This is a genomic window from Polaromonas hydrogenivorans (assembly GCF_040105105.1).
Classification (GTDB): domain Bacteria; phylum Pseudomonadota; class Gammaproteobacteria; order Burkholderiales; family Burkholderiaceae_C; genus Polaromonas; species Polaromonas hydrogenivorans.
Genome location: NZ_CP157675.1, coordinates 1395635 through 1414045, shown reverse-complemented (window position 1 = coordinate 1414045; position 18411 = coordinate 1395635). Strand labels below are relative to the sequence as shown.

General features: G+C 63.9%; 13 protein-coding genes. 3 read left to right on the top strand and 10 right to left on the bottom strand.

Annotated elements, in window-relative coordinates; all coding sequences use genetic code 11:
* Positions 1-39 precede the first annotated feature (39 nt).
* The 3 genes from ABLV49_RS06595 to ABLV49_RS06585 are packed head-to-tail and all read right to left on the bottom strand — an operon-like array spanning position 40 to position 3716.
* On the bottom strand, positions 40-1437 hold the full coding sequence (locus ABLV49_RS06595; protein ID WP_349280836.1) for an aspartate aminotransferase family protein: 1398 nt from the start codon (positions 1435-1437) through the stop codon (positions 40-42).
* A 43-nt stretch (positions 1438-1480) separates the two neighbouring features.
* Positions 1481-2860, bottom strand: coding sequence for a glutamine synthetase family protein (locus ABLV49_RS06590; RefSeq protein ID WP_011802240.1), 1380 nt, complete (start codon positions 2858-2860; stop codon positions 1481-1483).
* Between the two features lie 49 nt (positions 2861-2909).
* Positions 2910-3716, bottom strand: coding sequence for a gamma-glutamyl-gamma-aminobutyrate hydrolase family protein (locus ABLV49_RS06585; protein WP_349280835.1), 807 nt, complete (start codon positions 3714-3716; stop codon positions 2910-2912).
* Between the two features lie 176 nt (positions 3717-3892).
* Between ABLV49_RS06585 and ABLV49_RS06580 the strand changes: the two genes are divergently transcribed.
* Together ABLV49_RS06580 and ABLV49_RS06575 are read left to right on the top strand one after the other, a co-directional pair.
* Positions 3893-5371 (top strand): PLP-dependent aminotransferase family protein, encoded by a 1479-nt coding sequence (locus ABLV49_RS06580; protein ID WP_349280834.1) that lies wholly within the window; start codon positions 3893-3895, stop codon positions 5369-5371.
* A 207-nt stretch (positions 5372-5578) separates the two neighbouring features.
* Positions 5579-6082 (top strand): GNAT family N-acetyltransferase, encoded by a 504-nt coding sequence (locus ABLV49_RS06575; RefSeq protein ID WP_349280833.1) that lies wholly within the window; start codon positions 5579-5581, stop codon positions 6080-6082.
* 6 nt (positions 6083-6088) lie between these two features.
* On the opposite strand, the gene ABLV49_RS06570 is transcribed toward ABLV49_RS06575, so the two are convergent.
* Positions 6089-7390: an NAD(P)/FAD-dependent oxidoreductase gene (locus ABLV49_RS06570; RefSeq protein ID WP_349280832.1), complete on the bottom strand. Its 1302-nt coding sequence runs from the start codon at positions 7388-7390 to the stop codon at positions 6089-6091.
* Positions 7391-7558: 168 nt separating this feature from the next.
* On the opposite strand from ABLV49_RS06570, the gene ABLV49_RS06565 reads away from it, so the two are divergent.
* Positions 7559-8527 (top strand): DMT family transporter, encoded by a 969-nt coding sequence (locus tag ABLV49_RS06565; RefSeq protein WP_415837995.1) that lies wholly within the window; start codon positions 7559-7561, stop codon positions 8525-8527.
* A gap of 6 nt (positions 8528-8533) precedes the next feature.
* Here the strand turns inward: ABLV49_RS06565 and ABLV49_RS06560 are convergent, their stop codons facing one another.
* The 6 genes from ABLV49_RS06560 to ABLV49_RS06535 form a co-directional block, all read right to left on the bottom strand.
* Positions 8534-10054, bottom strand: a complete 1521-nt coding sequence (locus ABLV49_RS06560; RefSeq protein WP_349280831.1) for a malonate--CoA ligase — start codon at positions 10052-10054, stop codon at positions 8534-8536.
* Between the two features lie 37 nt (positions 10055-10091).
* Positions 10092-10874: an enoyl-CoA hydratase/isomerase family protein gene (locus ABLV49_RS06555; RefSeq protein ID WP_349280830.1), complete on the bottom strand. Its 783-nt coding sequence runs from the start codon at positions 10872-10874 to the stop codon at positions 10092-10094.
* 88 nt (positions 10875-10962) lie between these two features.
* Positions 10963-12450 (bottom strand): malonyl-CoA decarboxylase, encoded by a 1488-nt coding sequence (locus ABLV49_RS06550; RefSeq protein WP_349280829.1) that lies wholly within the window; start codon positions 12448-12450, stop codon positions 10963-10965.
* A gap of 103 nt (positions 12451-12553) precedes the next feature.
* The gene (lgt, locus tag ABLV49_RS06545; RefSeq protein WP_349280828.1) at positions 12554-13369 is read right to left on the bottom strand and encodes a prolipoprotein diacylglyceryl transferase; all 816 of its coding nucleotides are present in this window, start codon (positions 13367-13369) and stop codon (positions 12554-12556) included.
* A 78-nt stretch (positions 13370-13447) separates the two neighbouring features.
* Positions 13448-17227: a PAS domain-containing protein gene (locus ABLV49_RS06540; protein ID WP_349280827.1), complete on the bottom strand. Its 3780-nt coding sequence runs from the start codon at positions 17225-17227 to the stop codon at positions 13448-13450.
* 178 nt (positions 17228-17405) lie between these two features.
* Entirely contained in the window at positions 17406-18338 is a 933-nt protein-coding gene (locus tag ABLV49_RS06535) for a LysR family transcriptional regulator (RefSeq protein ID WP_349280826.1), read from the bottom strand.
* Between the last annotated feature and the right edge of the window lie 73 nt (positions 18339-18411).

Genomic DNA, 18411 nt, shown 5'->3' with positions numbered 1-18411 from the left:
GACCCGTCAGAGCCCGCCGAATTGCAACAATTATTCTATTCAATCCAGATGACCGGCCGCCTGCAAATCGGCCAGGGTGGCATCCAGACAACGGCGAATCAGCGCGATCATTTCGTCGATTTGTTCGTGCGTCATGACCAGCGGCGGTGCAATGATCATGCGGTCGCCCACTGCCCGCATGATCAGCCCCAGCCGGAAGCAGTGGCCACGGCATAGCATGCCCACGCCCAGTTCGGGCTTGAACGCTTCCTGCGTCGCCTTGTTCCTGACCAGCACCAGCCCGGCCATGAAGCCGCAGGTCTCGGCCAGCCCCACCAGCGGATGCTCGCCCAGTTCGGTGAAGCGCCGGGCCAGATAAGGGCCGATGTCGTCACGCACCCGCCCGGGCAGGTTTTCCTTTTCCATCAGATCCAGGTTGGCCAGGGCCACGGCGCAGGCGACCGGATGGCCGCTGTAGGTGTAGCCGTGGTTGAACTCGCCGCCCTGCTCGATCAGCACCTTGGCCACCCGGTCGCCGACCATGACGCCGCCCAGCGGAATGTAGCCGCTGGTCACGCCCTTGGCAAAAGTGATCAGGTCGGGCCGGTAGCCGAATTTCTCATAGGCGAACCAGTAACCCAGCCGGCCAAAGGCGCAAATCACTTCGTCACTGATCAGCAAGATGCCGTATTTATCGACGATGCGCTGGATCTCGGGCCAGTAGCTGTCGGGCGGAATGATGACGCCGCCCGCGCCCTGCACCGGCTCGGCGATGAAGGCCGCCACCTTGTCCGGGCCGGTTTCAATGATTTTCTCTTCCAGCCAGCGGGCGGCGCGCAAACCGAATTCGGCGCAAGTCTCGCCCGGCTGGCCGAGTTCGTAAAAATACGGCTGCTTGATATGGGTGATGTTCGGAATCGGCAGGTCGCCCTGCGCATGCATGCCGCTCATGCCGCCCAGCGAAGCCCCGGCCATGGTGCTGCCGTGGTAGGCGTTGTGGCGGCTGATGATGACTTTGCGCTGCGGCTGGCCCAGCAAATCCCAGTAGCGGCGCACCATGCGCACATTCGAGTCGTTGCTCTCGGAGCCGCTGCTCGAATAAAACACATGCTTGAAGCGGCGCCCGCCAACCTCGGGCGCCAGCGCCGCCAGCTTTGCGGCCAGTTGCACCGCCGGCACATTGGTGGTCTGGAAAAAGCTGTTGTAGTAGGGCAGCGTCATCATCTGCCGGTAGGCGGCGCTGGCCAGTTCCTCGCGCCCGTAGCCGACATTGACGCACCACAGGCCGCTCATCGCATCGAGTATCTTGTGGCCCTCGGAATCCCAGACATAGATGTTCTCGGCCTTGGTGATCACCCGCGCGCCGCGCGTCGCCAGGTCCTTGAAGTCGGTGAAAGGATGCAGGAAATGCTCGCGGTCCAGGGCCTGGATCAGGGCGGTGTCAACAACGGTGTTCATGGTGCGGTTCCAGGGTTGTGTGGATTGATTCGGGAGTTGCGGCTCACACCAGCAGCAGCAGGTGTTCACGCTCCCAGGGCGAAATCACCTTCATGAACTCGGCAAACTCCATTTCCTTGATCTCGGAATACACGGTGACAAATTCGCGGCCCAGCACCTCGTGCAGGTCGGACTCGCGCCGCAGCCAGTCCAGCGCCTCGCCCAGGCTGCGCGGCAGCGAATAGGGCGACAGGTAGGCATCGCCCTTCATCTCCGGCTTGGGCTTGATCTTGTTCTTGATGCCCAGGTAGCCGCAGGCCAGCGTCATCGCCAGGGCCACATACGGATTGGCGTCGGCGCCGATCACCCGGTTTTCAACCCGGCGGGCCTGCGGCGTGGCAATCGGCGAGCGAATGCCCACCGTGCGGTTGTCATGGCCCCAGGCAATGTTGATGGGCGCCGCCGTGTCGCGCGACAGCCGCCGGTAGCTGTTGACATACGGCGCCACCAGGGCCATGGCCGCCGGAATGTAGCGCTGCAGGCCACCGATGTAATGAAAGAAAGCCTCCGACTCGCTGCCATCCGGGTTGCTGAAGATGTTCAGGCCGGTTTCCTTGCTGAGGATGCTCTGGTGCACATGCATCGCGCTGCCGGGCTCGCCGGCAATCGGCTTGGCCATGAAGGTGGCATACATGTTGTGGCGCAGGGCCGCTTCACGCACCGTTCGCTTGAAGAAAAACACCTCGTCGGCCAGGCCCAGCGGATGGGCATGGAAAAAATTGATCTCCATCTGCCCTGCACCGACCTCATGGATCAGGGTATCGACATTGAGTTCCATCTTTTCGCAGTAGTCGTAGATGTCCTCGAACAGCGGGTCAAACTCGTTCACCGCGTCAATGCTGTAGGCCTGCCGGGAGGTTTCGGCCCGCCCGCTGCGACCGATCGGCGGGCGCAGCAGGGTGTTGGGGTCGGTGTTGCGGGCCACCAGGTAGAACTCCAGCTCCGGCGCCACCACCGGCACCAGGCCTTCGGCTTCATACAGTTCGCAGACGCGGCGCAGCACGCTGCGGGGCGCAAAAGGGATCAGTTTGCCAGCCGGATCAAAGCAGTCGTGGATGACCTGCGCGGTCGGGTTCGAGGCCCACGGAACAATCCGCACGGTGGACGGGTCGGGCCGCAGGTGCATGTCCTTGTCGGTCGGGCTGATGACGTCGTAATACGGGCCGCTCTCCGGGAACTCGCCCGTCACGCCCATGGCCACCACCGCTTCGGGCAGGCGCATGCCCCGGTCTTCGGTGAACTTGCCGCGCGGCAAAATCTTGCCCCGGGCCACGCCGGTCAGGTCGGGCACCAGGCACTCCACTTCGGTGACCCTGCGTTCGTTCAGCCAGTTTTCAAGGTCGGTGAAGGTCGATGCCTTGCTCATGCTCATGTTGAAACTCATGGCGCGCTCCTGTTGTCGACGCATGTCGGTGGTTTGAATGAAGTTGAATTCAGGCGGCGGGTGCCCCTTGCTGTCGGGTTCGGCCTGCATGGCGGCGCTGGCAGGCCTGGCCAAAGGCCGCCAGGATGGCACTGTAAAAAGGGTTGTCCTGGCAATTCCACTCGGGATGCCATTGCACCGCATAGGCAAACGCGGCGGCGCCCTCGATCTCAAATGCTTCAATCAGGCCGTCGGGCGAATGACCCAGGGCGCGCAGGCCGCTGGCCAGCCGGGCAATGCCCTGGCCGTGCAGTGAATTGACCTGCGCGCTGTCAGCGCCGGCCCAGTCCGCAAAAGCGCTGCCCGGCACAAACCGGACTTCATGCGCCGGCCCGTAAGCCTCGTCCAGGCTGACGCCTTCGGGGTCACGGTGATCGAAGTGCCCTTCCCGCGCATGCACGCTTTGCTCCAGCGAGCCGCCCAGGGCCACATTGATTTCCTGGAAGCCCCGGCAGATTCCCAGCAGCGGCACGCCAGACGCGTGGCAGGCGCGCACCAGCGCCAGCGTGAGCGCATCGCGCTGCGGGTCCAGCGGCAAACGGGGGTCGGCCACTTCTTCGCCGAAATGGGACGGATGCACGTTCGAGGGCGAGCCTGTCAGCAAGACGCCATCGACCAGCCCCAAGAGCGCCGGTATCTGGGCCACATCGGCCAGCGGAAACAGCACCGGCTGCGCACCGGCGCACTCCTTGACGGCGCGGGCATATTTGTCGCCCAGCACCAGGAAGGGCGATTGATGCCCGGCCTTTCCCACAAGCCGGTGGTCGGCCGGCAGCCACACCAGGGCCTGGGGAAATGCTTGTGAAGGAATCGACATGCTGCGGCGCGTTGATTGCGTTGATTGTGGTGGAGTCCCTGGCCGGTGCCAGAAGCTCATCATGAAGCGTGATTGGGTCACAATAGGTGCCATTTAGCGCCTGGCGATGGTGCCACTTTGCCACAAGGGGGCAGTCCTTGCCTGAGCCATGGGCTCCACGACCGACTCAAGGCCTCATGCTGTCCGAATTCCTGCTTTCCGAACTGTCCCGCCTGCGCGCCGCCAGCGAACTGCCGCTGCACCGGCAGCTGTACGAAGCGCTGCGGCGTGTCATGCTGGAGGGCTATCTGCAGGCCGGTGAACGGCTGGATTCCAGCCGCGACCTGGCACGCGGCCTGGGCCTGTCGCGCAACACCGTCATCACCGCGCTGAACCAGCTGACGGTCGAAGGCTACCTGGTCAGCCGCGTCGGCAGCGGCACCTATGTCAGCGACAACTGCCCCAAGGCCGCCCCCAAGCCCCGCGCGCGGCTGGCCGCGCAGCGCCCGCACCTGTCGCGGCGCGGTGAAACCCTGACCAGCTGCTACACCGCCGACCAGCTGGAGGTGCAACCCTTCACCGCCGGCATTCCCGATTTCAGCGCCTTTCCAGTGGCGCTGTGGCAGCGGCTGCAAAACAAGCACTGGCGCATGAGCTACCCCGAGATGCTGGACTACAGCGGCGCTGGCGGCCATGCCCCGCTGCGCCGGGCCGTCGCCGATTACCTGCGGGTGTTTCGCAGCGTGCAGCTCGATGCCGACCAGGTCATCATCACCGCCGGCACGCAGCAGTCGATTGCCCTGTGCGCGCAGTTGCTGGCCGACCATGGCGATACGCTGTGGATCGAAGACCCGGCCTACTGGGGCGCCATCAAGGCCCTGACGGCCGGCGGCCTCAAGCTGCATCCGGTGGCCGTCGATGGCGAAGGCATGGTACCCGGCGCCGCCAACGAAGCCGCGCCGCCCCGGCTGATCTACGTCACGCCGTCGCACCAGTACCCGACCGGCGCGGTCATGTCGCTGGCCCGGCGCCGGCTGCTGCTGGCCACCGCCCGGCGGCACGGCGCCTGGATTCTGGAGGATGACTACGACAGCGAATTCCGTTTCAGCGGCCCGCCGGTCTCGTCGCTGGCCGGCCTGGACAAGGACGAGCGGGTGCTCTACATGGGCACGTTCTCCAAGGTGCTCTACCCCGGCCTGAAGCTGGGCTACCTGGTGGTGCCCAAGTCGCTTATCGCTGCGTTCCGCCAGGCCCACTACGACCTGAACCGGCCCGGCCAGATGCCGCTGCAGGCCGCGCTGTCCGAGTTCATCGAGATGGGGCATTTCACGGCGGCGCTGCGCAAGTCGCGCGTGAGCTACGCGCTGCGGCGGCAAAGCCTGCTCGAAGGCCTGAAGCCCTGCCTGGGCGAGCACGCCTTCATCTCCGGCGCGGAACAGGGACTGCATCTGTGCGTGCGCCTGCCGCCCACGCTGGACGACCAGGCGCTGGCCCGCCGCATCGCCGAACACGGCCTGCTGGTGCGCCCGCTGTCGGGCTACTGCCTGCAGCGGCGCGACGCGCGCGGACTGGTCATCGGCTACGGCTACGCGCCCCTAGCCGGCATCATGCAGGGCGCGCCGGTGCTGGCGCGGCTGATCCAGGAGGAAATCCGGCGCTGGAAGGCCGGTTTTTAAGGAAAATCAGGCTTTTGCGCATGCTGAATGGGCGAATGCAGCTATTATTTTGATAGTGCATGGAAGCCTGAATCAGCAGACTCCCGGGGAACGGGAACCTTGCCCTTGGTACGATATTTGATTCATGCGGCTGGCTTGGCTGTCCCCTGACGGCAAGGGCGCGCCGGACCGCGTATTTGTAGGAACCATCAAGGCAAGGCCATAAAAATGAACATCATCCTGACCCAAGACCCGAAATTCATGCTGCGCTTCGCCACCCCTGACGATGCCGGCCTGGTGGTGAGCCTGATGGAAAAGCTCGGCGCCTCCAGGAAAAAGATGGCCGGCAAAATCACCGCCACCGAAGAAGGCATACGCCGGCTTCTGAGCGACAAAAAAGGAGAGGCGGTTTTTGGCATTCACGGCGGCCAGACGGTCGGGCTGGTCTATTTTTACCAGACCTCGTCGGCCTTCACCGGGCAATCGGGGCTTCATATCGACGGCTTCCTGATCGATGAAACCTTGCGCTTCAAGGGGCCGGGCAAGGCCATGATGGCGTTCATGGCCCGGCTGGCGCTTGACCGGGGCTGCCAGCAACTCGAATGGGGCTGCCTCGACTGGAACAAGCCCACTGTCAGGTTTTCCAGGCGACTAGGTTCCCACGGCGTGGACACCCAGACCCTTTACCAGTTCGCCCCCGACCAGCTGAAGGCCTGCGCGGCACAGTTTTGACCCGCATCAGAGCCAGTCCCGCAGCCGGTGATACGCCATGCCCAGCACCAGACTGGGTGTTCGCAGCCACAGCCCGCCCGGAAACGGTGCGTGCTTGAGGCGGGCAAACACATCGAAACGCCCGGCCTGCCCGGCAATGGCTTCAGCCACCAGCCGCCCGCCCAGCCCGGTCGCGGCGACGCCGTGGCCGCTGAAGCCCTGCAGGTAATACAGATTGCCGCCAAGGCGCCCAAAGTCCGGCGCCCGGTTCATGCTGATATCGACAAAACCGCCCCAGACAAACTCCACCGCCGCGCCCCGCAGCGCCGGGAACACCGCCACCATGCGCTGGCGCATCGCCACCTGCAGGTTGCGCGGCGTGCCGGTCGAATAGCTGACCCGCCCGCCAAACAGCAGGCGGTGGTCGGCGCTGAAGCGGAAATAGTCGAGCACGAAGTTGTTGTCGCAGGCCGCCGCGTTGCCGGGAAGCAGCCGGGCGCACAGGGCCGGGTCGAGCGGCCCGGTGGCAATCATGTAGGTGCCGACCGGCATGATGCGCGAGCCGATTTCCGGCGCGACTTTCGGGCCATGTTCGCCCAGCATGCAGTTGCCCGCCAGCACGGCAAAGGGCGCGCGCACCCGGCCCTGCGCGGTGGCGGCCTCGACCACCGGGCCGCGCCTGAGCGACGTGACGGCGGAATGCTCGAAGATTTGCACGCCCAGCGCGCGAGCGGCTTGCGCCAATCCCAAGCCGTATTTGAGCGGATGCAGATGGCCGGAGGTGGCCTCGAAAGCGGCGGCGCGGTAGCGCGGGCTGTCGATGAAACGGCCCACGCCGGCCCCGGTGGCGAGTTCGCAATGAAAGCCGTAGTCGCGCTCCAGCGCCTCGACCTCGGCCGCCAGCGCCCTGGCCTTGCGCGCCGAATCGGCCACGGTCAGATAGCCTTTCACCCGGTCGCAGGCGATGCCGTGCCGGGCGATGCGTTCGTCCATCAGGGCAATGGCTTCGAGCGACATGGCCCAGGCCTGGCGCGCCACTTCCTTGCCCAGTTGCTGCTCGAAAGGCGCCTGGCCGCCGGCATAGCCGACGAGGGCGTGCCCGCCGTTGCGCCCCGACGCGCCGCTGCAAATGCGGCCGGCCTCCAGCACCACCACGCGCAGGCCGCGTTCGGCCAGCTCCAGCGCCGCCGACAGTCCGGCAAAGCCGGCGCCGACCACCAGCACGTCCGCATCCACGGCCTCTTGCAGCGGCGGCAGCGGCGGCTCGCGCAGCACACTGGCTTCGTAATAGCTCTGGCGGCCCAGCTGAGTGTCGGACTGGAGCAGCATGCTTCAGGCGCTTGGGGGCAAAGGCTTGGCGAACTGACCCAGGCTCATGAAAAAAGTCCTCCGGTAAACTGATCCGAACATAACCCGGCCGGCCGGCCCTGGCTGGGTCCACTTTATTTTCCCGCAGGAAAACCACTTCTTTTCCTGCCCCGCCCCGGAGCTTCCCACGTGCCACACCGCCCCGCTTCCCCCTGGATTGCCTATGCCTGCCTGGCGCTGAGCATGTCGCTGGTCGGCAGTTATGTCGCCCTGTCCAAGCCGCTGGTGGCTGCCCTGCCGGTATTTTTGCTGGCCTGGCTGCGCTTTGGCATTGGCGGGCTGGCGATGGCGCACTGGCTGAAAAAACCGGCTCATGAAGCGCCAATGAGTTCGCAGACCCGCCGGCTGCTGTTCCTGGAGTCGTTTCTGGGCAACTTCCTGTTTTCGATCTGCATGCTGTTTGGCGTGAGCCTGACCAGCGCGGTGGCCGCCGGCGTCATCATGGCGGCCATTCCGGCCACGGTGGCGCTGCTGAGCTGGCTGTTTCTGCGCGAGCGCATCAGCGGACGCGTGTGGGCCGCCGTGGCCTGCGCGGTACTCGGCATCGCTCTCGTTTCGCTATCAAAAAATGAGCTGTCCATGCATATGGATAGTGCGCAAGAGGCCGATTTGTCTTCGAAAAATGCCTGGCTGGGCAATCTGCTGCTGGTGGGCGCGGTGCTGTGCGAGGCGGCGTATGCGGTGATCGGCAAGAAGCTGACCGGCGTGCTCGGCCCCAAACGCATCACGGCGCTGATCAACCTGTGGGGCTTTGCGCTGGTCACGCCGCTGGGGCTGTGGATGGCCTGGGGTTTTGACTTTGCCGGGGTGGCGCCGGCCAGCTGGCTGCTGCTGGTGTTTTATGCACTGGCTGCGAGCGTCTGGACGGTGTGGCTGTGGATGACCGGCCTGAAAACCATTCCCGCCAATCAGGCCGGCGTGTTCACCGTGATGCTGCCGGTCAGCGCGGCGGCGGTCGGCGTGCTGGTGCTGGGCGAGCACCTGAACGGCACGCAAGTCGGCGCTTTTGCGATTGCGCTGACCGGCGTGGTACTGGCCACCCTGCCCGAACGCGGTAACTCCAAACTGAAGCCCGAACAGGCTGCGCCGCTGCCTTGAGTTCGTTCAGGCAAACAGCGCCTTGTACTGCTCGCGCAAGACGTTTTTCTGCACCTTGCCCATGGTGTTGCGCGGCAACTCGCTGACCACGAAGCATTGCTTGGGCACCTTGAAATTGGCCAGGTTTGACTTGAGCGTGGCGACGATCCGCGCCCCGTCGGGCGTGGCACCGGGCTTGGCAATCACCACGGCCACGCCGACTTCGCCAAAGTCCGGGTGCGGCACGCCGACCACCGCGCTTTCGGCCACGCCGGGCAACTCGTTGATATAGCCTTCGATCTCGGCCGGATAGACGTTGTAGCCGCCGCTGATGATCAAATCCTTGCTGCGCCCGACGATGGTGATGTAGCCGTCCGCGTCAATTTTGCCGACGTCGCCGGTCTTGAAATAGCCGTCGGCGGTGAACTCTTCGGCGGTTTTTTCGGGCATGCGCCAGTAGCCCGAAAAGACATTCGGCCCCTTGACCTGGATGTTGCCGATCTCGCCGGCCGGCAGGCCCTGGCCGTCATCGCCCACCACCCGCAGGCTCACGCCCGGCAGCGCAAAGCCGACCGTGCCGCCGCGCCGCTCGCCGCCCTGGTACGGGTTGGAGGTCAGCATGGCGGTTTCGGACATGCCGTAGCGCTCCAGGATGGTGTGGCCGGTGCGCGCCTGCCACTCGCGGAAGGTTTCGATCAACAGCGGCGCCGACCCGGCGATAAACAGGCGCATGCTGCGGCAGGCATCAACCGTCAGGCCGGGCTCGGCCAGCAGCCGCACATACAGCGTCGGCACGCCCATGAACACGGTCGCTTGCGGCAGTTTTTCAATGACCTTTTTCGGATCGAACTTGGCCAGCCAGATCATCTTGCTGCCGTTGATGAGCGCGCCGTGAATGGCGATGAACAGGCCGTGGACATGGAAAATCGGCAGCGCGTGGATCAGCACATCGCCTTGTTTCCAGCCCCAGTAATCCTGCAGCACCCGCGCATTGCTGAGCAGGTTGCCGTGCGACAGCATCGCCCCCTTGCTGCGTCCTGTCGTGCCGCTGGTGTACAAAATCGCGGCCATGTCGTCCGGCTGCTTGACCACCACTTCATGCTGGTCGCTGCAATGCGCGGCGCGCTCTAACAGCGAGCCGGTGCGGTCGTCGTCCAGCGTGAAGACATGTTGCGTGCCGGCCTTGAAGGCGATCTTGCTGACCCAGCCGAAATTGGCGCTGCTGCAGACCACCACCGACGGCTCGGCATTGCCGATGAAATACTCGATCTCAAGGCTCTGGTAGGCGGTGTTCAGCGGCAAAAACACATAGCCTGCGCGCAAAGTGGCCAGGTACAGCACCATGGCCTCGACCGATTTCTCGACCTGCACGGCAATGCGGGCGCCTTTGGGCAGGTTAAGCGACTGCAGCAGATTGGCCATCATGGCGCTGCCGTGCTCCAGGTCGCGCCATGAATACAGCAGGCCGTCGCCGGTTTCAATGGCGACTTCGTCCAGCGCGTCAGGAAAGGCAGCCCGCAGCGCGGCAAACAGGTTGTGGTTGATCATGGGATTCAAAAATGTCAAAAATGGGGAATGCAGCCGTTCATGGCCTGAACGCCGGAGGACGCTTTTCCATGAAGGCACCTATGCCTTCACGGTGCTCGCCAGAATCCGCGTAATCATACGCAGTCACTATTAAATCTATAGCTGCTTGCGCAGGCGGGACATGCGCAAGAGCCCGAAACGATGCTTTATTCAGGCGCGCGGCCTGCGGCGCAAGTTGCCGGATGCGGTGGATGCGCTCCTGCACCGCAGCGTCCAGCGCGTCGGCCGCAAGCACCTGGTTCAGAAAGCCGCGCTGCTTCATCTCGGCCGCGTCCAGCACGGCGGCCGACAGCAGCATCTCGCGCGCCGTCAGCTCGCCCACGGCGCGCATCACCAGCGCCGCCTCGCGCGGCGCCATCGGAAAGCCCAGCCGGGCAATCGGCGCGCCAAAGCGGGCGCTGTCGGCGGCCATGCGGATGTCGCAGCAACTGGCAATCTCGACGCCGGCGCCCATGCAGTTGCCCTCGATCTGCGCAAGGATGGGCACGTCGCAATCGAGCATCGCCTGCAGGCCGCCCCAGACATCGTTTTCATGGAAGTCGCGCAGGCTGGCTTGCTCGAAGCGGAAACCTGCATATTCGGAAATATCGCCGCCCGCGCAAAAGTGGCCGCTGTCACCCCGGACCAGCACGCAGTGCACATCGCGGCGCTGCTGGATGGCCTCAAAAGCGGCGCGCAGCTCGCACCACATCGCGCGCGACATGGCGTTGAACTTGCCTGGATGCGACAGCGTGACCGCCGCGAACGAACCCGAAATTTCCAGCAATACCTGGCCGCTCATTTACGCGCCCGCCCCGGCAAGGCCGTTGGCATCAAGCAATTCAAATCTCATGGTTTCCTTCTTTCAGGGTTGACTCAGGCACAGGCCGTCAAATATACAAATCCTGGAGTTCCATCGATACCGGAACCTTGCCCTGCGCCAGCAGCGCACGGTGCTTGTCCAGGCGCTTGAGGTCATACAGGTAATTGACCATCAGGCCGTACGACTGTTTGAGGCCCTTGGGCGACGGGTCGGCGGCCCAGTTGAGGCGTTCCACGCGGGCGCCATTGCCCAGGTGAAAGCGCGCCACCGCATCGAGCGGCTTGCCGTCTTGCAGCCCCTGCCCGAGGTAATGGGCGGCGCACTGCAGCAGCATCCGGCGCAGCGGCGACTTCTCGGGCAACTCCAGCGGACTTTCAATGGCCGCCAGGAAACCGCCGGGCGTGAGCGGATCGGGACCGATGGCCTGGCTCAGCGCCGTGCGCTCCTTGTCGGCCAGCTGGTCGAGCAGGGCAGCGGCATTCTTGCCGAGCCAGCTCCGCAAGCCCGGAATCGGCGACAGCGTGGCAAACACCTTCAGCTTGGGAAACTCGTCCTTGAGCGTTTCCACCACGCGCTTGATCAGCGAATCGCCAAAACTCACGCCGCGCAAGCCGGGCTGGGTGTTGCTGATCGAATAAAAAATGGCGGTGGTCGCCTTGTCCAGGTCGGACGCGGCGGCATGCTCGTCGAGCAGCGGCATGATGCCTGCCGCCATCTCGCCGACCAGCGCGACCTCGACAAAAATCAGGGGAATGCCCGGCAGGCGCGGATGGAAAAACCCGTAGCAGCGCCGGTCGCTGTCCAGGCGGTTCTTCACATCGGCCCAGCTCTTGATGTCATGCACCGCCTCGTACTGGATCAGCTTTTCAATCAAGGAGGCCGGCGAGTCCCAGCTGATGCGGCGCAAATCCAGAAAACCGACGTCGAACCAGGTCGAGAACATGTATTCCAGCTCGACATCGAGCGCCATCAGCCGTTTGTCGGCCTTCAGGAAGGGCAGCATTTCGGCCCGCAAATCGACCAGGAAGCGAACGCCTTGCGGGTACACGCTGAAGCGCTGGAGCAGGCGGCGGCGCGGCGACACGGTGGCGCGGCGGTAATGCACCTCGGCCACGGCCTCGTCGGGCGTGCCGACCGCTGCGGCGAACTTCGCCTGGGCCTCCCTGGTTTTTTGCGCATCGGCGACAAAAATTTCGCTCATCAGCAGCCACAGGTCGCGGCGCTGCGCCAGCGGGGCGCCCGCATACCAGGCGGCCACGTCCATGGCGCGCCGCCCGCCCTCGACCTCGCTCACGCGCGGGTCGATGATGGCCTGCAGCTCCTGCAAGGCGCGGCGCAGCAGACGGGGCGACAGCGCCTCGCCCTCCTGGCGCAGCGTGGCTTCGAGGCGCACTGGAATGGAGCGGGCGGCGGGGCTGTCTTTTGAAGCGTCTTCTGCTCCTGATTTGCTAGCTGCCTGCGCCCGTTCGTCCTGCGCATCAGCGTCTATTTGCTTTGCAGAGGCGGCAGGCAGCAGCCGGGAGACATTGCGGCCTATCCAGTTGCTGCTGTTCATGGAAGGAACTCCTGGAAGTGATGGAATGCCGGCATTCCTTGCCCTTGCGGAAAAAGGCAAAAAAACGGATTCACTATGAAATAAATAGCGCCTTGCGCCCGTGCTATATGCGCGAAGTGCGGTTTGAAGCCCAGATCCAGAGCCAGATGCCGGCGCCGATCATGGGAACGCACAGCCACTGGCCCATGCTCATGCCAAGCGCCAGGATGCCGAGAAAATCATCAGGCTCGCGGAAAAACTCGGCGATGAAACGAAACACGCCATAGCCGACCAGAAAGGCGCCCGAAACCTGCCCCATCTTGCGCGGCTTGCGCGCATAAAGCCACAGCAGCACGAACAGCAGCAGGCCTTCCATCAGGAACTGGTACACCTGCGACGGGTGGCGCGGCAGCATCGAGCCGCTGTGCGCAAACACCATGCCCCACGGCAAATCAGGCGCGCTGAAACGGCCCCAGAGTTCGCCGTTGATGAAGTTGCCCACGCGCCCCGCCGCCAGCCCGGTCGGCACGCACGGCGCAATGAAGTCCATCACCTGCAGCCAGGGCCGCTGGCGCGAGCGCGCAAACCACCACTGCGACACCAGCACGCCCAGCATGCCGCCATGAAAGCTCATGCCGCCCTGCCAGACGGCAAAAATCTCCAGCGGATGCGTGAGGTAGTAGCCGGGCTTGTAGAACAGGCAGTAGCCCAGCCGCCCGCCAATCACCACGCCCATCACGCCCAGAAACAAAATGTCCTCGATGTCCCGGCTCGACCAGGCGCCCGGGCCGGTGATGGACGCATAGGGTTCGTGGCGCAGGCGCAGGCTGGCCAGGAAAAAGAACAGGCCAAAGGCCGCCAGGTAAGTCAGGCCGTACCAGTGAATGGCCAGCGGGCCGAGCTGGAGCGCAACGGGATTGATGTCGGGATGGATAAGCATGGGTTGCCATTGTGCATGCAAGCCCGGCCGTCACGGCGGCCGGGCGTATCCAACCGGCAGACCGCAACAGACTGAACTTTACCGACCCGGCAAGGCGGCCTGCCCGGCGACGACCGCCAGGATTTTCTCGACCTCGCGAAAGTCGGCGGGCTTGACCAGATGGTAGTCAAACCCCGCGTCTTTCGAGAACTGCCGGTCCGCCGCGCGTCCATACCCCGTCAGGGCGACCAGCACGATGTTCTTGAGCGCAGGCTCTTGGCGAACCTGCTCGGCCACCTCGTAGCCGGTGAGTCCGGGCAAGCCGATGTCCAGCAGCATCACGTCGGGCCGCATGGCCAGGGCCATGGTCAGGGCGCTCGGGCCGTCGTAGGCAATTTCAACCACATGCCCGGACATCTTCAGCAGCATCGCCAGGCTTTGGACCGCGTCCACGTTGTCATCGACAGCCAGCACCCGGCAGCCATTGCCGGGTGGCTGGGCCGGTTTGACGGAAGGCTGCGGCACGGACGGCTGCGGCATGTCAACCGGCATGACCGGCAGGCGCACGACGAATTCGCTGCCTTGCCCCAGGACGCTGCGCACTGCCACGGTTCCGCCGTGCAACTCCACCAGTCGCTGCACCAGGCACAGGCCGATGCCCAGGCCGCCTTGCGAGCGGTCAATCGAGCGTTCGGCCTGCGTGAACAAATCAAAGATGCGCGGCAACAGTTCAGGCGCGATGCCGATGCCGGTATCGCGCACCCGGACCACCGCCGCACCCGTCCCGGTGGCCTCCTCCTGCCCGGCACTCAGCCAGATGCGCCCGCCCTTGTCGGTGTACTTGGCGGCGTTGGTGAGCAGGTTCACCAGCACCTGCTCCAGCCGGGTGGCGTCGGCATGCAGCCAGACCGGTTGCTGCGGCAGCGACACCGCGAGTTCATGGCGGCGCTGCAGCATCAGCGGCCGGGTGGTTTCCAGCGCCCGTTCCACGACATCGCCCAGGCTGACCCGCTCCTGGCGAAGCCGGACACTGCCGCTGGTGATGCGGGAGATTTCCATCAGGTCATCCACCAGGTGCTTGAGCTGCCCGGTCTGGCGCTCGATGATGCCCAGGGCCTGCTGCTGCAGCGGTGCTTCGTTCTTCTGGCGCCGCAGCAGTTGCACGGCGCTGGCAAGGGGCGCGAGCGGGTTGCGCAGTTCATGGCTGAGCATCGCCAGGAACTCATCCTTGCGCTGGTGCAGCTCGGCCAGGGCTTGCGCCTGCTCCTGCGTCTTTTGCTCCAGGCGGCTGCGCTCGGTGATGTCGTAAAAGCAGTTGATGGCGCCGGTGATTTCGCCCCAGCTGTTTCTGAGAGGAACAATATTGGCAATGACATGAATTCGCGAGCCATCGGGCCGCTCGATCAAGGCTTCCACGTCATGCGCCTGGAGCATTTCACCCTTCAGCACCGCAATCACCGGGTTTTGCTCGGGGGTTAGTAGCGTGCCGTCCAGGCAATACACCCTGGATGAGCCGCAGAACCGCTCGTCAATATCTTCCGGTGTCGGTTCGCGTCCCCATAGTTTCACGGCGCAGGGGTTGAATTCCTTGATCATTCCCGAGGTATCGCACGAATAGATGGCGACCGGCCCCCGGTCAAACAACAAGCGAAAACGCGCTTCGCTCTGGCGCAAGGCTTCGTCGGCCTTCATGCGTTGGGTGACATTGTCAAAAATGATGGCGACTTGCCGGTTTTCCGGTCCGCCCAGCCGGGTCGCATGGATATCGAACCACCGGTCCAGCGCCTTGACTTCGTTGATAAAGCGCAGTGATTCACCCGTCAGCGCGACTTTGCCGTAAATCTCAAACCAGTACGCTTCAAGATCGGGGATCATTTCGCGCACCCGTTTTCCCGTCACGTTGCGCATTCCCGTCTGCATTTCGAAAGCAGGATTGACTTCCAGATAACGAAAATCGACCGGCTTTTGCTGGTCATCGAAGAGCATTTCAATGACGCAAAAGCCTTCGTCTATTGAGTTGAACAGATTGCGATAGCGTTCCTCGGCTTCGCGAGACGCGTTTTCGGCCAGCTTTCGTTCAGTGCAGTCATCGTGCACGATGACGACCCGCACCGGCCCGGGACTCTGGAACCGGGTGACCCGCATGACGAACCAGCGCTGCGCCGTTGGCGAATGGCAGGAATATTCCATCTCAAACCGCGTTCGCCGTCCGGCCAGGACATCCTTGATGGCCCGGGCATAAGCCGGCGTTTCGCCACACTGGAAAGGCTCATGCTCGCAATGCTGAAGATAGTTGACGCCGACACCGACGCTGGCATTCACACCGGCCGTTTGATTCTCAAGGGCGAACCGGCTCCATGCCTCGTTGATTTCCAGAATCGTTCCCGATTCATCCAGTACGGCGATGTGGCCCGACAAGGCATTGAGGATTGAATGCAAAAACCGCTGCGATTCGCGCAAGGCATCTTCCGCCTGCTTGCGCTCGGTGATTTCCTGCACAGCCCCATGAACGCCGGTGATCGTCCCATCCCCGGCTTGCACCGGGTGGCAACTCATCAGCCAGTGGCGGGGCTCGTCGAATCGGGGCACGGTGGCCCCATGCAACTCCTGGTTCAGCAGCGGCCGGCCTGTTTCAAGGACCTGGCGAAGCAGGGGTTCAACGGTGTCGGCCAGGCCAGTCGTCAACAATTCGCGCAGCGTCCGGCCGATATGCAGCTCTGCCGGCATGCCGTTGAGATCAGCCATGGTTCGGTTGATCCGCAAATACCGCAGGTCGGTGTCAAACATGAACAAGCCCACCGGGGCGGTGGCATACAAGGTGGCCAGTTCCGCCGCCTGCCGGGCCAGCTTCTCCTCGGCCCTTTTACGCTCGGTGATGTCCTGGAAGTTGATGGCTACGCGCCTGTGCATGTCGTCTTCGACCCGAAAGGCGTAGAGTTCCAGCACACGCCCCTGGCTGCCGAATCGACGTTGAATCTTTATTGGCTCGCCGGTTCGGGTAACGGTGTCATAAATGGCAAGCCGTTCCTCGAACTCGTCCGGCAACACCTGCCTGAGGGTCTTTCCGACCACATCGCTCAAACTGGTTTGCGCGGCGAAAGCCGCATTGGCTTCAACATAGCGAAAATCCAGCGTTTCGCCTTCCAGCTTCTCGATGATGCAAAAGCCTTCCTCGATGGATTCAAAGCACATGCGATAGTGCTCTTCACTCTCGCGCAGCTTTTCCATGGCCAGACGCGCCTGGACCGCCTCCTCCATGAGGCCCTGCGCAACCCGGCCCTGCTCAAGCGCCGTATCGAGCAACGCCGTCGCCTGATAGGCAGCCGCGGCAAACCGGCCAAGGCTTGCCAGCTGGCGCAGATCCTCGGCATCGAACTGCCGGCGTGCATCGTGGGCCACCGCCCAGATCGTTCCGACCGCTTTGCCTTTCACGTAAAAAGGAAGCAGCAGGCACTCTTCGGCCAGATGCGTCTCGTCCCGCAAATAGGCGTAGCGCCGTTCGAAGTGTTTGAACAACAGCGGCGCGTTGCGGTCGAGCACGTCGCCACACGGGCTGAAATCGCGCGGCGTGCCGCCGCCGGCATAGCCCTGCCAGGCGCCGGCAATCGCAGGCCAGACAAAGCGCTTTTCGTCACTTGCCAGCAGGCTGATGCCCGCCGAGCCCACCTGCAAGAACTCCCGAATAGTGTCGGCCAGTGCCCGAAGAATGGTGCGCGGCGAGTCAGCCAGCGCCTGGACCAGCGCCGCCAGCGCGCGGTTTTCAGTCTCGTAATCGGGCGGTCGAGCCGGACGCCGTTCCAGTTCGCCGGTACACAAAACCGCATCCAGCGGTGCCGGGCCCTCGTGCAAAGCCTCTGTTTGCTGGCAAGGATCGGTCATGCCGCCGTCCCATCCAAAAGAGTTTTCATCATGGCCGAAAGCCTTTTTCCAAGCGGAAATTTGATCATCGAAAAAACGTACCCGGTGAATTATCAACCCCCGCCGGACCAAAGCACAGGCCTTGCGCATGGGCGCCTTGCAAGCTCAAAAGCGTCAGGCGTGAAGCCGCATTTTTTGTCTAGCCCGGTGCAAACGCCATGAACCGCGACAGCGCAGGACTGGCAACGCAGGCGCTCCACACCAGGCTGGTCTCACACCCCGGAACGGCCTGCCCTTTAGCCACTGCGGGCTCCCGATAGACCACGCCCGGCCTTTGAAACTGCCGCACACTGTCGGGCACCCAGGCGACGCCGATGCCAGCGGACACCAGGTTGACGATGGTCTGCATCTGGATGGCCTCCTGCGCCACGCACGGCAGGTAGCCGGCAGCGTGGTACATCGCAAAAATGGCGTCGTACAGCGAAGGCAGGATGCGGCGCGGAAAAATCACCAGCGGCTGGTCGAGCAAGTCCTTCAGCGCGAGCGTGCCCCTGGCGGCCAGCGCGCCTTGCCCGGGCACGGCCACCACCAGCGACTCCCGGGCAATCAGCTGGCAAGCCAGGCCGGGCGGTGCAAATCCGGGCGAATGCAGCATGAAGCCGGCGTCGATTTCACCGCGCCCAATGGCTTCGAGCTGAACATCGCCCGTCGCCTCGATCAGTTCCAGCTGCACCTTGGGATGCTGCTCCCGAAAGGCGCGAACCCAGCGCGGCAGCACGTCAAAACCGGCCGTCGAGACAAAAGCCAGCCGCAAGCGCCCCGCTTCGCCGTCGGCGCTGGCGCGTGCAAAAACCGGCAAGGCGCTGGCGCGGGCCAGCAGGTCGCGCGCCTCGGGCACCAGGGCAGCGCCCGCCGCGGTCAGTTGCACGCTGCGCTTGGTGCGGTCAAACAGCCTGAGCCCCAGGGTCGCCTCCAACTGGGCAATGGCCTGGGTCAGCGGCGGCTGGGTCATGTTCAGGCGTTGCGCGGCGCGGCTGAAATGAAGCTCTTCGGCCACCGCGAGGAACTGCCGCCAGAGCCGAAGTTCAATCAGATGGGGCGTGCGCGCGTCTGTCGATGGCTGCTTTTTCATATGCAGCAGATATTAATACAGCATGAATAATGGATTGGAAAGAATCACTCAAAGCGCGGATACTTGGCGCTTC